Annotated in this window: 12 protein-coding genes; 2 read left to right on the plus strand and 10 right to left on the minus strand. The window is 44.0% G+C overall.

The window, feature by feature from the left end; all coding sequences use genetic code 11:
- Positions 1-324: 324 nt before the first annotated feature.
- From ACKTT9_RS30495 to ACKTT9_RS30535, 9 genes are all read right to left on the minus strand, one after another.
- Positions 325-1,167 carry a hypothetical protein gene (locus tag ACKTT9_RS30495; RefSeq protein WP_407868942.1) on the minus strand — a complete coding sequence of 281 codons (843 nt, stop codon included), beginning with the start codon at positions 1,165-1,167 and terminating at the stop codon, positions 325-327.
- Positions 1,168-1,741: 574 nt separating this feature from the next.
- Positions 1,742-1,906 carry a hypothetical protein gene (locus tag ACKTT9_RS30500; protein ID WP_407868943.1) on the minus strand — a complete coding sequence of 55 codons (165 nt, stop codon included), beginning with the start codon at positions 1,904-1,906 and terminating at the stop codon, positions 1,742-1,744.
- 573 nt (positions 1,907-2,479) lie between these two features.
- The gene (locus tag ACKTT9_RS30505) at positions 2,480-3,892 is read right to left on the minus strand and encodes a sulfatase (protein ID WP_407868944.1); all 1,413 of its coding nucleotides are present in this window, start codon (positions 3,890-3,892) and stop codon (positions 2,480-2,482) included.
- Positions 3,893-3,929: 37 nt separating this feature from the next.
- Positions 3,930-5,585 (minus strand): ABC transporter substrate-binding protein, encoded by a 1,656-nt coding sequence (locus tag ACKTT9_RS30510; protein ID WP_407868945.1) that lies wholly within the window; start codon positions 5,583-5,585, stop codon positions 3,930-3,932.
- A gap of 48 nt (positions 5,586-5,633) precedes the next feature.
- Positions 5,634-6,530, minus strand: a complete 897-nt coding sequence (locus tag ACKTT9_RS30515) for a carbohydrate ABC transporter permease (protein ID WP_407873149.1) — start codon at positions 6,528-6,530, stop codon at positions 5,634-5,636.
- Positions 6,531-6,547: 17 nt separating this feature from the next.
- Positions 6,548-7,501, minus strand: a complete 954-nt coding sequence (locus ACKTT9_RS30520) for an ABC transporter permease (RefSeq protein WP_407873150.1) — start codon at positions 7,499-7,501, stop codon at positions 6,548-6,550.
- 220 nt (positions 7,502-7,721) lie between these two features.
- Entirely contained in the window at positions 7,722-9,887 is a 2,166-nt protein-coding gene (locus ACKTT9_RS30525) for a helix-turn-helix domain-containing protein (protein WP_407868946.1), read from the minus strand.
- 343 nt (positions 9,888-10,230) lie between these two features.
- Complete coding sequence (locus tag ACKTT9_RS30530; protein WP_407868947.1) at positions 10,231-10,428, minus strand: hypothetical protein; 198 nt, start codon at positions 10,426-10,428, stop codon at positions 10,231-10,233.
- A 307-nt stretch (positions 10,429-10,735) separates the two neighbouring features.
- The gene (locus ACKTT9_RS30535) at positions 10,736-12,679 is read right to left on the minus strand and encodes a beta-mannanase (protein ID WP_407868948.1); all 1,944 of its coding nucleotides are present in this window, start codon (positions 12,677-12,679) and stop codon (positions 10,736-10,738) included.
- Positions 12,680-12,803: 124 nt separating this feature from the next.
- Between ACKTT9_RS30535 and ACKTT9_RS30540 the strand changes: the two genes are divergently transcribed.
- Complete coding sequence (locus ACKTT9_RS30540) at positions 12,804-13,727, plus strand: helix-turn-helix domain-containing protein (RefSeq protein WP_407868949.1); 924 nt, start codon at positions 12,804-12,806, stop codon at positions 13,725-13,727.
- A 3-nt stretch (positions 13,728-13,730) separates the two neighbouring features.
- On the opposite strand, the gene ACKTT9_RS30545 is transcribed toward ACKTT9_RS30540, so the two are convergent.
- Positions 13,731-14,642 carry a nucleoside hydrolase gene (locus ACKTT9_RS30545; RefSeq protein WP_407868950.1) on the minus strand — a complete coding sequence of 304 codons (912 nt, stop codon included), beginning with the start codon at positions 14,640-14,642 and terminating at the stop codon, positions 13,731-13,733.
- Between the two features lie 163 nt (positions 14,643-14,805).
- On the opposite strand from ACKTT9_RS30545, the gene ACKTT9_RS30550 reads away from it, so the two are divergent.
- The gene (locus tag ACKTT9_RS30550; protein WP_407868951.1) at positions 14,806-15,552 is read left to right on the plus strand and encodes a helix-turn-helix domain-containing protein; all 747 of its coding nucleotides are present in this window, start codon (positions 14,806-14,808) and stop codon (positions 15,550-15,552) included.
- The last annotated feature ends 3 nt before the right edge of the window (positions 15,553-15,555 follow it).

The raw sequence follows: 15,555 nt of genomic DNA on the forward strand, positions 1-15,555 counted from the left end.
CCCTATTTACAAATAAGACTTGAAGTACTTCTAACAAATAATTGACTACCCTCTCATTCAACTAACGTTCTGCGTTAGCGTAACAAAGTCACGGTAAAAAAACTATATTAACTTCTTCTGTTATTGTTCCAATGGTCTGTTATTTTGGAAACTAAGGATTTATTTTCTTTATAAAGATCTCGAAGTGAGATAACGGAGTGACAATAATAACATTTGTTTATTCCAAGCTATATTCATCGTAGATTAGACTTATAATAAGATCGTGTCTAGTTCTATTAGAGAAGTTAATATTTTTCTAGAACAAAAAGATGCTTTCACTTATTTTTATCCGACATTCTCTTCTTCATCTTCTGCTGCTGGTTGCTTCCTATCATCCGACAATAACTCGCTGTGCGTATCACTAGCCCTAGCATTATTGCCATCGTATTTATCATTCAACGGAAGAGGAGGAGTACTCTCATCTTTATTTTCACGATTTACAATGACATGTGCCAAATCACGATTCACAGCCAAGCTGGCATGTATCATTCTACCATTTAAATCATCCGCCTTGCTTTTTAGTTCTGCTGACCGAGCAGGATCGCTTTCCCAATTTTTAGCTTCTCTATGAAGCGTTATTTGCGCCATTTTCATGCTTTTGGTTTGCTTCAACTCATTATTTGTAGAAACTACTGCTTTCATGCTATCCAATGATAGCGAAGAATCGTGTTTTTGGTCAGGTGCTACCACTTGCTTGCTTTCATTTTTTCGAAAGTCATTCTCTTCTTCTGAGTCGTGGTCTACACCTGTTGCTTTGCGGAGGTCCTTATGTTGAAGCTCACGAATCTGCTGATCCAACTCCTGAATTTGTTTATCCATCTGTTCTAAGTCAGCTTTCATTGCTTCCGGGCTAGCACCTCTTTCAAGCGCATTTGACATGTATTCATTACGTCGATCCATCATATTTTGTTTTTGTTCGATTAATCGTTCCATCATCGATTGCTTTCCGTTCTGCCGATTAAACAGGTTTTGCGCTTGCAGGCTAATCGTCATTTTGTCCTGCTTATCACTTTTTTGCTTATGATTTGTTGGATGATAATGTGCCGATCCAGCAGCAGCAGCAGTAGCCGTTAAAGTTCCTGATCCCCCTGCAATTCGATCGTATTTTGGATTCATGGAAATAATCACTATAAATTCTCCTCTGCATCTAAAAATGTTGTTTGTACACTTCGTTTAAACAATGTTCGTTGGAGACAGCTGAATAAAGGCGCACCCTCCTAAGAGATAACCATGTCAATATTGGCACGCCTCCTAATAAAACATCCAAGAGATTCTCCCCTTTACAATTTCCTCCTTTGCTTCTCTCGATATCCCATGAACATACACCACTAATGATAGTTTGCATAATATGGAATCTTGATAGGCGATATATGAAAACCAGATAGTTATCTCTGCGACCTTTGCGGATTGCACTGTTCGTATCTACGTCCCTTCTGGTTCGGCGATCAATTTTTGAGAGAAGTAGCCCACATTTAGTGAATTCTAGCTTTTGATTAAATTTACCTCTTATAAACTTTGGGAAAACCGTGATCAAGACTCCGAAAATCAAAAAATAATCCACCAGAGATCGTGTCATAACCTACCCTCTCTTTGGATCAACAGCTAATCTCGATTTCTTTTTTATTACTCACATTGCATTCTTAACTCTAAGAAACTACGCTATAGTTCTCCGTTTCTTCAATGAATCCAGAAGCATTGTTTCCTAATTTTTCTCTAATATAACAAGTGAATAAACTGTTGCACCCATCTCACCACCTGACATAGCACTCTGAGATACAACCTTCCATCCTTCTTGTAAAAGCTGATTTAATTCACTTAAGTTATTCTTTTTATCGTTATAATAATGAACTACAATTGCCTTTTGCATGAATACACCTCCAGAACACCATTGTATCATACATATTATTCCATTAAACTGCCCGTTATTTTAATCCCAAGGCCATATTAACAAAACCAAAAACCGGAACCCTTTCAGGTCCCGGCCCTCATCCTATCCAACCTCACTCAACTTCCCATCCCGAAAATGCACTACCCGCCTCGCCTGCTGGGCAATCGCCAGATCATGTGTAATCAAAACGATCGTCCTGCCCTTCTCCGGTGTTGTCGAATTTTTTGACATTGTGGACACGAAGCTATGTAAATATTATTCTGTATAACTCTACAACAAAAAAGCTACTATCTTATTCACTATTATCTAGGGTTAGCTTCCTTTGACCATTACCGATTACTGGGGAACAGGCACTGTCGCGGACAGAAGCGGAAGGTTAAATCGAAACAGGGCTAGCGCTGCAAACATAAAAAAGATCGCCAAGCATCCGGCATTTTTGTCCGGACTTAGCGACCCAATTATTATTGTTCAACTACATCGGATTTATTTTCAGAAAACGTATGCAAGGACTCTTGCCCATCTGTTGCTTAGTTAAAAATTAAATTCACTCGATCAAGCGCTGGGTACGTACTTCTCATCTCCAACCTCTTGCTGCAGCCGATCCAGCTCCCGGGTCAATAAAGCTACCACACGCTCATAATCCGGATCATGATACACATTGATCATCTCGCACGGATCTTTTTTCAGATCGAACAATTCCCATTCCGGCGTCTTCGGTTCATCCTCAGAACCAAGCGTATTGAGCGCATCGGCGTAGTAAAAAATCAGCTTGAATTGTTCGGTACGAATTCCGTAATGAGCGTAGACCTTATGCTCCGATAAGTGCATCCAATATCGATAATACATTGATGTTCGCCAGTTCACTGGCTTTTGACCCGAAGCAATGGAGCGGAAACTTTGCCCCTGCATCGATTCGGGAATAGTAATTCCCGCGTAATCCAGGAACAATGGGGCAAAGTCAACGTTAAGCACCATATCGTTGCTCACGCTGCCTGCGGGAATTTCTTTAGGGTAACGGATAACGAACGGCATACGAAGTGATTCCTCATACATAAACCGTTTATCATACCAACCATGATCACCCAGGAAAAAGCCCTGATCCGACGTATAGACGACAATTGTTTCCTGAGCTAGATCTTCTTGCTCCAAATAATCAAGCAACCGGCCGATATTGTCATCAACAGATGCAACACAACGCAAGTAATCCTTCATGTATCGCTGATATTTCCAGCTTTTTAGCGCCGCACCCTCCAAGTGTGCAGGAGGCTCCACTTTAAGATCTGTCAGAGTTAAATCGCGGTCGATCCGCATTTCCGCTGCCGACGCTGCACTTGCCCGATTCGAGTAATCATCGTTAAAGGTCTCCGGCTCAGGAATATCAATGTCTTCGTATAGATGCGCATGCTTCTCATCAGGAATCCACGGTCTGTGTGGCGCCTTATGATGGCACATTAGGAAGAATGGCTTGTCCTTATCTCGATTTCTGATCCAATCAATCGATTTATCAGTAATAACATCCGTGACATAACCTTCGGTTTTGACGGTTTGATTCATTTCAATAAAAGAAGGATCAAAATAACTGCCTTGCCCCGGGAGCACGCTCCAGTAATCGAAGCCGGTCGGGTCACTATATCCGCCATGACCAAGATGCCATTTTCCAACAATTGCTGTTTGATAGCCGTTCTGTTGCAACAGTTTTGATACCGTGATCTGACGTCCATCAATCCGATCGGACAGCGTCTTCACACCATTTACGTGATTATAGGTACCTGTCAATATCGTAGCTCTGCTTGGCGTGCAGATTGCGTTCGTGCAGAAGCAATGATCAAAGCGCATTCCTTCATTTGCTATGCGATCCATATTGGGGGTAACATTAACTTTGCTACCATAACAACTCATAGCATGGGCGGCATGATCATCGCTCATAATAAAAATAATATTGGGGCGTTTCACGTTAGCGTTCATTGTATGCTTCCTTTCATTTTTCATTTTATCAATAAACCTATTTCACTGACTGGAAGCGGTCATACGTCCGTTGATAAATTTGCAGGAATTCGTCGAGGCCAATCTTTTTCAACTGAGTCAAATAACTATCCCATTCGGCATCCACATTTCCATCAATAATCCACTGTGCCTGCTTTTTCTTCACTAGCTCATTAATATCGGTGGAGAGCACGTTCATGCGATCGGAATCCTCTATCGTAAAGAACATGCCGCTTGGGAGTGTAAACCTTTTCATAAATGGTTGATAGATCTTTAAATACGCCAAACGCCCCTTAATTTTGTCGGATAGCTCGATTTTTTTATAGATTTCTTCTGTAATCGCTCCGGTTCCTCCAAAGCAAGGTGCTTCGGTGCAGCGAAAATCGTCGTATGTCGTTCCGGCAGGCGTCGGCAAGTATTCATACTTATCGCCATTGGTTTCCTTAAAATTAACGCCTATTGGTCCGAATTCCCACTCTACCGAATGGCGTTCCTCAAAAACTGAATTGATCCAGCGCATTGTTTCTGCAACATGTTTGTTCGCAGATGTGATGGAAAATCCGGACTTCGTTACAGCAAGAGTATCACCCAAATTAACGAGCTGCTGACCGTTCGGCCCTTTCAGTGGAGCGATAGCCACATAGCTCTTTGCATTATCGGGACCAACAACATTCTCCGCATTATATCCGGTAAATGCCCCGTAGACTGGCTTGCCTTTACCCCGACCTTTTGAGAAGTAGATATTTCTATCCTGTGTGAATGCTTCCTGATCAATCAAGCCTTGTTTGTAGAGACCGTTAAAATATTGAGTAGCTGCCTTATACTCCGGCCTATTCGCAATATAGGAAACCTTGCCGTCCTGTACCATAACATGAGAGCCGTTGTCAGGTATACCAAAAGCTCCGTACACACCATAGATCCCGTTAAGCGGGTTGCCGTTCAAGAAGCTAAACGGGATTTCATCCTTTTGCCCATTTCCGTTCAGATCTCCGCCATTCTTAAACGCGTTCAGCACTTTCTCAAATTCCACAGTAGTTGTTGGCACCGACAGTCTCAGCTTATCCATCCAATCCTTATTTACAAAAAGGACTTCTCCAAGCTCATTAGCGCCTTCCGTGATTACTGTCGGGATCGAGTAGATATGCCCGTCCGGAGCCGTGAGCATTTTCTTCACATCCGGTTGATTGGTTAGCAACTGTTTAATATTAGGGGCATATTGATCAATTAGTTTTTCTAACGGGATCAACATGCCTTGCGTTCCATATTTCAGAATGTCAGCATCCGTTAAACTGCCTGAGCCAAAAAAACCGTCAGGCAAGTCGCCGCTAGCGAACATCAGATTTTTCTTCTCCTGATAGCCTTGATCGGACGCGTCCCATTTAATGTGAATATTCGTTAAAGCTTCCAGATCGTTCACGACTTTTAATTGATCGGTCGCTTTTTTCTGTTGTGTTGCTTTGGCCATTACGAAATTAAGTGTCAACTTGTCTTTGACGATTGGATAACCATTCATCGCAGCGTTACCGCCATCTTTGCCATTAGTAGCGTTGATACTGCTAACCGGCGTACTTTCCGCCTTGTCATCTGTTGAGGCATTATTGCTGCAGCCTGCCAAGAGTACTCCCGAAGTAAGAGTTAAAACGAAGGTAAGCTTGAGCTTTTGTTTTAACACCATATTTTGTAACCCCTTTCACTTTTCATTGGATGATCTAGTTTCATAACCTTACCCCTTTAATGAACCGATCATGACACCCTTAACAAAATATTTCTGTAAAAATGGATACAAGACCAACACTGGCAAACTGGATACAATAATGACGCCAAACTTCATAATATCAGCGATTCGCATCATACTACTGTCATCTCCAGCACCCGCTACAGCCGATTCCGTTGGCGCGGAGTTAACAATCAGAATTTCGCGCAGCACGAGTTGAAGAGGATACAGCTTATGATCGCGTAAATAGATAAGTCCCGTGAAATACGAATTCCAGTGGGAAACAGCGTTGAATAAAACCATCACAGCGACGATTGGCAGCGACAAAGGAAGCACGATACGGATAAAAAAACGAGTGATCGTACTGCCGTCCATCTCCGCCGCCTCCTGCATTTCCTTCGGAATCGTTGTCTGGAAGAAGGTACGGGTAATTATGAGATTATAGGCCGAGACGGCGCCAGGAATGATCTGAGACCAAATGGTGTTTGTCATTCCTAGGTGCTTAATCAACAAGTAGGATGGGACTAGTCCACCGCCGAAAAACATCGTAAACACAATAAGCAGCATAAAGAAGTTACGGCCAACTAGATCGGACCTTGAGAGTGCGTAAGCACCCGTTAAGGATAGTACAACATTTAACGATGTGCCGAGAACGGTATAGATTAGTGTGTTTTTATATCCCGTCCATATTTGCCCATCGGACAGGATAAGTCGATACCCTGCGAACGTGATATCTTGCGGTATCAGCCACACCCTCCCGGTATTAACCGCATCCGGGTCGCTGATGGATGAAATGACGACGATGTAAAGCGGATACAAAACAACCAATAACACGATTGACAGGATTGTATAGTTGAGGATGTCAAACCATCGATCAAATTTGCTATTTCGGCTGAGCAAGCTCATCACATATTGCCCTCCTATTACCAAAGACTGGTTTGTTTCAAACGTTTCGCTAACGTGTTAACACTGATGAGCAGAATAAAATTGATGCCTGCATTAAATAGGCCAACAGCAGCACTATAGCTGTATTGCGCACTAAGCAACCCCGATTTGTATACATAGGTTTGAATGACCTCGGAAGCATCCACATTCAACGCATTTTGCATTAAGTAAACCTTCTCGAAGCCGACGGTCATAAAGTTCCCCAGGTTTAAAATTAGCATGATCATCACCGTTGGCATGATCGAAGGTACATCGATATGCCACATACGTTGATATTTGTTAGCTCCATCCATAATGGCAGCTTCGTGCAAATCCGGACTGACGCTTGTTAGTGCGGCTAAGTAAATGATCATCGACCAACCCGCGTTTTGCCATAGACCGGAGAAGACATAAATTGTTTTGAACCATTCTGGCCGGGCTATGAAATAGATGGGTTCTCCCCCAAGAAACTGTATGAATTGATTGACGAGCCCGGTCCGGGGAGATAGGAAAATGAACAGCATACCGACGATAACGACGGCTGAAATGAAATGCGGCGCGTATGTGACGGTCTGCACCCATTTTTTAAAACGTACATTTTTAATCTGGTTGAGCAGTAGCGCCAAGAGAATTGGCAAGGGAAATGTGATGGAAAGCTCAAAGAGGTTCAACAACACCGTGTTTTTCAGTACAAGTATGAATTGAGAGGAATTAAAGAAACGTTGAAAATGATCGAGACCTACCCATGGACTGCCCCAGATTCCTTTAACGGCGATAAAATTTTTGAAGGCGATTTGTAAACCATACATAGGTCCATAATGAAAGATAAGAAAATAAGCAAGGGTCGGCAACAGGAACAAATATAACTCATAGGTGCGCCTCATTCGCTTCCAATCTGGCAACCGTATTCGCGATATTCCCTTTACCTTCTGCTTCGTCACTTGCTGAGCCAGCTTCAAGTTTCGCCACCTCCTTTCGAGTGTTAGGAATTAGATGTCCCACACCCTGACTATAGCTTTGCGCTCAGGAGAGTGTATATATGCGAAATTCACATATCATTTGCGAAATGAATTTTATAGCAAAATCCCTCAGCACGCAGCCTCCAGCCAATGAAACAAGGAAGTAAATATGCGAAACTCCCACTACATAAGTGAATCTTATTTGTTAGCACCGCTAGCTCGATTCCACCGAATCTACGCTAGCCGCATATAATTTACGAAACTCACCAGGCGTCATATGAAGTCTTAACTTAAATTTGCGTATAAAGCTTGATACGTCATAATAGCCGATCTGTTGCACAATATCCCTTAAGCCAAGATCACTGCCCGCAAGCAGCTCCTTTGCTTTCTCAAGCCGATAATGATCTAGTAAGTCTATGATCGTTTGGTCAGTCTGCTTTTTAAATGCAGTATTCAGATAAGATCGTGAAATTGAAAAATGGTCTGCCATTATCTGCACCGAGAAATTATGATCTTGGTAATGCTCGCGGATGTAGGCTATCCAGGCTTCTGCTCCTTCTAACTCCAAAGCTTTGCCCGATTCAATCTGCCGTTTTATCGACAAGCACATCTCCCGCACCAACTCAGTCAAATCTTGAATTGTACTGAATCGCGCAAGGCTGACGACATCTTGATGAGCCATCTTGTCAAATTGAGGCCCATGTAGCTTATATTGCGCCTTAATCATGCAGCCCATCAAGTCGTAACAAATACAACGGGCAATAGGAAGGGGAACAGGATGCTGCAGCAGTTGATCGTGTAATTGCTTCAACACCTGTTCTGCCTTCTCGGCTTCGCCATGCTGCATTTGTGCCATGAGAAGCTCCAATTCATCTTTCGGATACCATGAAGACGAGAAGTTATCGGCTTTTACTTCACTATAGGTAATCAACGTATTTGAACCTTTGATCAGCTTATAATCAAGAGCGGTCGCTGCCTCAATATAAGATCTGCCTACACGGCTACTATCTGAATATAGTTCGCCGACGCCAATCGTAATCTTTCCGTAAACCGCAGCTAGATCAAGGTGAAGTCCGGCCAACAATAAGTTCCAGTCCCCTTCTTCTTCTTGTGTTATCGCACAAATGACCGTGCTTCGAGATTCATCTGCCGTTTCTACGACATAGCTCTCAAAATGTGTCCTGCATACATCTTCAAATTGTTTGTTATCCTGCATTGCCGAATCGACACCACTCGCCTCAGCTGAATCAATCAGTACAACGAAATACAACGGCTTCTCAAAACTAGCACCGCAATCGCTGCCTTCTCTATTCCACGCCACAATGTCGGATACCCTCCCCCGAAGGAGGTCAAGCAGTAGCTGATTCCGAGCAGCGATCTTCGTGTGAATGAGTTTTGCCTTTAGTAACTGGATTGGCCTGTAGTTCCAGCGCATCAGCACATAAATCAGAACGCTGCCGATTAATAATGCGATCAGCACATACAGAAAAAACTGTGCTTTTACAGCCACAACCTTGGTCATAAAATCATTCTCAGGCAGCATTGTTACATAGGTCCAACCATCATGCCCTTCCTTCAGTGTGGAAATTGCATAAGAAACGTGATCAAATTCTGCGATTTGCATCCCATTCGATACATTTAAAACGACCTGAAGAAATGACGGATCTTCTATATAAGCTTCGTGTCTCAGGGCAGCAATAATTTGACCATCCCGATTTATGATGAGCGAATTTCCGTGCCGCTCTTCCAATGTGCCTTCAAGGAGTTTCCCTACAGAATCCTCGTTGATGAGGAAAATGAGGGCCCCATAGGGTTTAGGACTGTTGTAAGGGATTGGTATCAGATAAGTTAAGGCGCGATTACTTGTCTGCAGGTCACTCGTCGCAATCTTTGCAGCAGGTTTGAGTACGGGCTTTGTCAAGTTGCCCAGATCCTGAAGGATCCGGCCAGCTTCCCCAGTCTTAATTCCATATCCGCCCTCAGCGAACAAGGTAATGGGAATCGTCGTACTTGGCGTATACAAATATGGACTATCCTTCAGATAATACATGATCTGATGAACGAACGGGCTAGCCGTCGTATATTGAAGTGCCCCCATAGCATCGATAGCGTATGACATTGATTTCTTAAGACGATCTGGGGACAGCTCGGGCTTATTGGAAACTTCAATGGCGATTTTGTTCATTTCCGTGAGTTTGGCCTCGAACGTGCTTCGCGCCTGCTCGAGTACATGCCGGTGTCCTATTGTAATCTCTTCTTGTAATATGATTACGAAACGTTGATAGACTAATAATCCGATGATCAGAATTGGAATCAACAGTACAATGACGTAAGAGAGTAAATAACTGTGAAACAACGGAATTTTTCTATTTTCCATCATCAAGCCGCCCTTCAAAATAAATGTTCGACAACGTGCATGCAAAAGCAAATGTGGGTTATCGGCTTCAAGTAATTTACAAACATCGCTTATTCTTAATTATTGAAAGCGAATTCAACATGAAAGATGAACATTCTTCGTTTGACACCCGTGGTACGTCCACCATCCCTTTCTATAAATTCTCTGATCAATTCATATTTCCTTCCCAATACAGTTACCGCAGTTGTTGCTAAAGTGAACTGAGAGATCCTGCTGCCATTGTCTGTTAATTAATATATACCTGTAGAAAACAAATAGCCTTACGATTTCTCGTAAAGCTAAATCAGTTATTATATGTCATCACAATTTAATGAAGTAATTTCCCATCCCGAAACCGCACAACCCGCTTCGCCTGCTGCGCAATCGCCAGATCATGTGTAATCAAGATGATCGTCCTGCCTTGCTCATTCAATTTCTTAAATATATTTAAAATCTCTACACCCGTCTTCGAATCCAGCGCTCCCGTCGGTTCATCCGCCAGAATAATTGCCGGATCGCCCGCCAATGTTCGCGCAATCGCAACGCGCTGCTACTGACCGCCAGAAAACTCCGAAGGCACATGCTTCCTGCGATTCACCAAGTCCACTGCTTCCAATGCCTGCATGACAAGCGTCCAGATTCAAACTAGTTTCTGTTCGGAAATCCAACTTAAATGGAAATTCCTTCTCCATAAAATCACGATAGTAATAAATGAGGTGCGTGCTCATCATCGTTCCGGCCTCTCCGTCTTTAACGTAGGTAGTTTACGTTAAATAATACCACAAACAAACGGCTGCTACTTTGTATAAACACGATACAGCCTCAGCTCTAAATTATGACGCGTGAATCTTACGCAACGTTAGGATCACCGCATCATTTGCTGCAACATTCACCAACGTCCCCCCTTCACGGACAGTAGGTCCGTTTCCATACAAGCTCGCTTCAACCTGCCAGCCCTCTTGCAATATCAATGGAACCTCTCTACCCTCCGGCGAGTAGTTAATCAATACGGCTATCTGTGAATGAGCGTCTACGATATGCTCGGTGAGTCCAATCTGAGGATCCTTCACTTGGACAACACGCGCACTTCGCGCCTCTTCAGAAATGAATTCATACATTTTCCAATAAGGAAATTGTTCCGGCTTGTAGCTAACACCAGCCTGCTGCGACATCGCCAGCTCTACGGGCAGAGCACAGAAATACACAGTACCTTTACCGAAGGATGCCTTAGTCAACACCGGATTGCCATCTGCTTCTGCGGCCAATACTTCTGCCCGATCGTTACGGAAATCCAGTTTAAATGCACTTGGCAGCGTCAACGGTATTTCTCCTGCTTCCGTTTGTAAGAACACGATAGCATCGCTTGCCCGTCGGCTGCGATTCTGCACCGTCAACCCTGTAAGCTCGGCAAAATTCAGCATATAGCCGTCATTCGAAGACAAATACAGCGTTGCTCCCTCGCGTACTTTATCCAATAGCTGCTCCCAGCGCTGCTTCGCGACGCCATATACGCCAGTCACACACGGAAGCATATAGAAATTCGCATCAGGCAGCGGCTGATCTTCAAAGCGAAATTCGAGATCAAAACCGGACTGCTTCCCGAGCAAGAAAGCTCCGATCGCCGTTGCCCAGTGATCCTGTGAGCTGTTCAGGATGCATACGGCTTCAACCTTACGAGCAGGCAGTTTCCCAAACGGCAGCTCTTGGATTACCTTCTTGAGTCGTCCCATCTCTTGGAGTGCCGGCTTCACTCGCCCTTCCTCCGTCATGAGACCCAACTCACCTTCGCATGCCACCCAATCGTAAGGGGCATGATTCAGCTTCGTTTGGTCATTGGCACACCACCACAATAAGCCGGGAAGACCATGCGACCATTGCGTAAGCATGCTTGTACGCGCGAAAGCTCCAGCGACTTCCTCGCTGCATACCATCGGCCCCATTGTGCCCATCTCTTCTGCGAAACAAGGTTTTTCACCAATTTGTGCGTATAACAAGCTTTCCATTGTCGCGTGAATTGTCGGACGAATCGATGTTAACGGATCGAAATCCATATATTTCGTCCAAAATGGATACGGATGCGTTGTGAGAATATCCGTTAGCTCACCTTGATCCTGCATGGTCCAATTGCCTGTCGGAAACAGACTATGCATGCCCGAAATCAAAGGACGTGTCGTATCCTTCGCCTTTATCGCATTTGCGATCGAAGCTGTCCATACGTAAGCTTCTTGTTGAGACGCCACTTTCCCCATGACATTGCATTCGTTCCCGAGATCCCAAGCAATAATCGCATCGTTATGTTTCATCTGTTTCACAAAATATTGTACAAATCGAACTTGCCATCGAATGGCATCCGGATCAGTCAGAATCGCTTTCCCTCTTAAGGCTGGCGGTACAAACAACCGTCCGCTCATCCAGCCTGTGATTAGTCCAACGATGAGTTTTATGTTATATGTAGCCGCGATTTCTGTGAACGCTTGGAATCGAGCCATCATTTCTACCGACATCCCTGCTTTACCAGCTTCTGTGGTAGGCAATCTTTCTTCTCCGAAGCGGTAGCCAAAATGCTCACCTTCGCTTGAATACATATTTTCAATCGGCTGAAAATCAGGCCATAACGGGAATACGCGAATGACTTCGATTCCTGCCTCTGACAATCTTTTCAAATCGAGATCAACCTGTTCGGGTTGCCAATTGGACCACATCGCTGTTCCAGCGTGAGATGCCCAGTAATTACAGCCTACGAAAAATGTGCTAGGCAGATTTAACAAGTTATTCATCTAGTATGCCTCCTGAAATGGAATATAACGTATCTCAAGCGTACAAAAAAAGATGCACATACACTATAATAAAACTATCGAAAAATATAACGATTCTACTTTCCCGTGCCAAGGAGACAATGACATGAGCCAGATCCTCCCTCCCTATTTTGAGCAAAATAAAAACCAAAGCGGCCAATCGGATATTGATCGCCTCTTCTATGTTGGTGTGCAAACGACCGTAGATGAGGGCTACCAGATTGGATCCCATTGGCATTTTCATATGGAAATTATTTATATCGCTTCTGGGAATGCCACAATTACGGTAGGAAGCGATCGGTTTGAAGCCGCAGAAGGCACTTTCATTTTAATTCATCCTTGTGAAGTTCATAATGTTTCTATCGCGCCAAACCAAGCTTCCAGGCATTATGTCATTGGCTTCGATCCAGAATTACTGAGGCCGATGCCTCAGCTTGCTTTCGAATTGCAATATTATTTGCCCTATATCACTCCGCTCGCAGGTCTAAACAAGTGGATTGTGCCAGAAGTCCAAGACAAGCCTGCCCTTCATGACCTTGTCGAAGACATGTATCGTGAGTACAAAATGAAAGAATTTGGCTTCGAGTTGGCTGTCTCCGCATCTATTTTCAAGCTCATTCTCTGGCTGCTTCGCGATCAACGGGCGCTTCTGTCGCCTGATCAGCTTAAAGTGGCAGGTGAGGAGACGCTGAACATGTCCGCATTCCGTCAGCTTCTAGCATCCATTAATGACAATGTGCACCAAACGATATCTGCGGAAGAAGCGGCTATGCAATGTATGATGAGCTATAGTCAATTCGCGCGTTTTTTCAAAAGTGTCATGCACACGTCCTTCACGCAATATGTCATGTTTATTAAAATAAGAAGAGCCGAGCAATTGCTGCTCGACCCTCTAAAAAGTATCACGCAAATTACGCTTGAAACGGGCTTTAACCATTCCAGCTATTTCATTAAACAATTCAAACGCCTCAAGGGCATTTCACCTAAGCGGTATCGAAAAGAGCAGCTCCTTATGCAGGGCAAAGCATGAGCATCACGGCTTAATTTTCAGGAACAAATCCCGAAAAATCGGGTCTCGTTCTACATGGGTTACATAACGGATGAAGTGACGGTAGTTGTCTACGCTCCACCTCGCATCGTCTGAGAGAACCGGGCTTGATATAAGCACGCTGGGGGTATGCTGGTCATTGACGAGATAGGCAATCGTAGATATGTCCCAAATAATGCGTGAGTAGGCAAAATGGTCAGGATGACAATTACGATAAGTTTCATATAAATACTTACCAACAACGCCGGAATCCTTCACATAGGCTTCAATTTCTGCCAGTGTTGTCTTCAGGTTGGAGGCGGCTCCATGACAGGGAATCAGCACCAAAGGAACGCCGCTGTCTAAAATGACGCGGGCCGCATGAATATCCTGCTCCAAATTGAATTCACGCGTATCCTGCCAATGGAGGGCATGCCCGCCAAGCCAGACAACGACGATGTTGTTTATAATGCTTGGATTCATGAGAATGGCCGAGGCCACATTGGTGATGGCGCCAATTGCAACGACATACAAAGGATCTTCCGGCGAGGAAGCTAATGCCCGCTCTACCAGATTGCGGGCTGCCTCACTCTCAACCGGCGTTTTAGGACCCGGTAAATAGCGCTCGGAGCCTGGATAGACTGGAATTTCCGTACGATTCATCAAATCTAATATTTTGTGCAGCTCGCGGTAACTCTTCTCCATGCCATCCTTCGGACTTGTAGACAAATTATTAAAAAAAGGAGCCGCATAAAAGGCTTCCACTTGCAATCGCTCCGGCGATTGTAAGGCATAAACAACAGCAAACTGATCATCAATTTCATTAAACGTGTCCGTATCCATCACGATTCGCAATGTTCCCGATTTGGGCTGCAATCGCTGAATACGGTGTTCTTCTAATATCTTAGGATAATTCATAGGACAACTCCTTGGTCGTAAAGAATAGTATGATCTGGCTTCTATTTCTACATATCCATTCCGGATATACACCTAGTCTACTGCCCTTCATGATATACTTTTATCATGCTTCGGCTCACTTTTTATAGGATTCGGCTAATGTGATAGCAAAGGAGCTCCACCGATGAATGGACAATTAGAATTTCTTTTTCATACGAAACGAGATCAGCATATTCATATTGCGCCTCATCAACACCAATGCTATGAATTGGTATACTACTTGAGCGGCAGCGGAACGACACGCATTGGGGATGTCATCTATCCCTATCAAGCAAACACGTTTACACTGATTCAACCGCACACCCTCCATGACGAGAGGCATGAGACGGATACCGACGTTTTTTTCATTGGATTTCAAAAGGATACCTCACCCTATACGCTGCAAGAAGGCCTGTATGCCGACTATGAAAATAACCCCATCTTAGCTTACTTACAGGCAATGGGGTTCGAAATGAAGCATAAACGCTCCTTTTATATGTCGAAACTGAATCATCTTGTAAGTGAATTAATCATTGAATTGCTTCGATTGGATGATTTGGTAACCTCGGAGCCTAACGCGGATAAGATCATTTATGCCAAAAACTACATCGACGAGAATTATAGTCAACAAATTCGTGTAGATACGTTAGCTCAGCTGGTGGGTTACAGCTATGATCGATTCCGTCACTTGTATAAAGAAAAGTATGGACTATCACCTATCCATTACCTAATGTCAAAGCGGATATCGGCTGCCAAACGGCTCTTGCTCCAAACCAAACTGCCCATCACCGATGTGGCCGATGCGTGTGGTTTCTCAACAGATGCGCAGTTTTGTTCACTTTTTAAGCAGGCGACAGGCCTTACACCGCGTCAGTTTCGTGTGCAAGAATAAGGC

Origin of the sequence: Paenibacillus sp. P36 (assembly GCF_045866505.1) — a bacterium.
Taxonomy (GTDB): domain Bacteria; phylum Bacillota; class Bacilli; order Paenibacillales; family NBRC-103111; genus Paenibacillus_E; species Paenibacillus_E chondroitinus.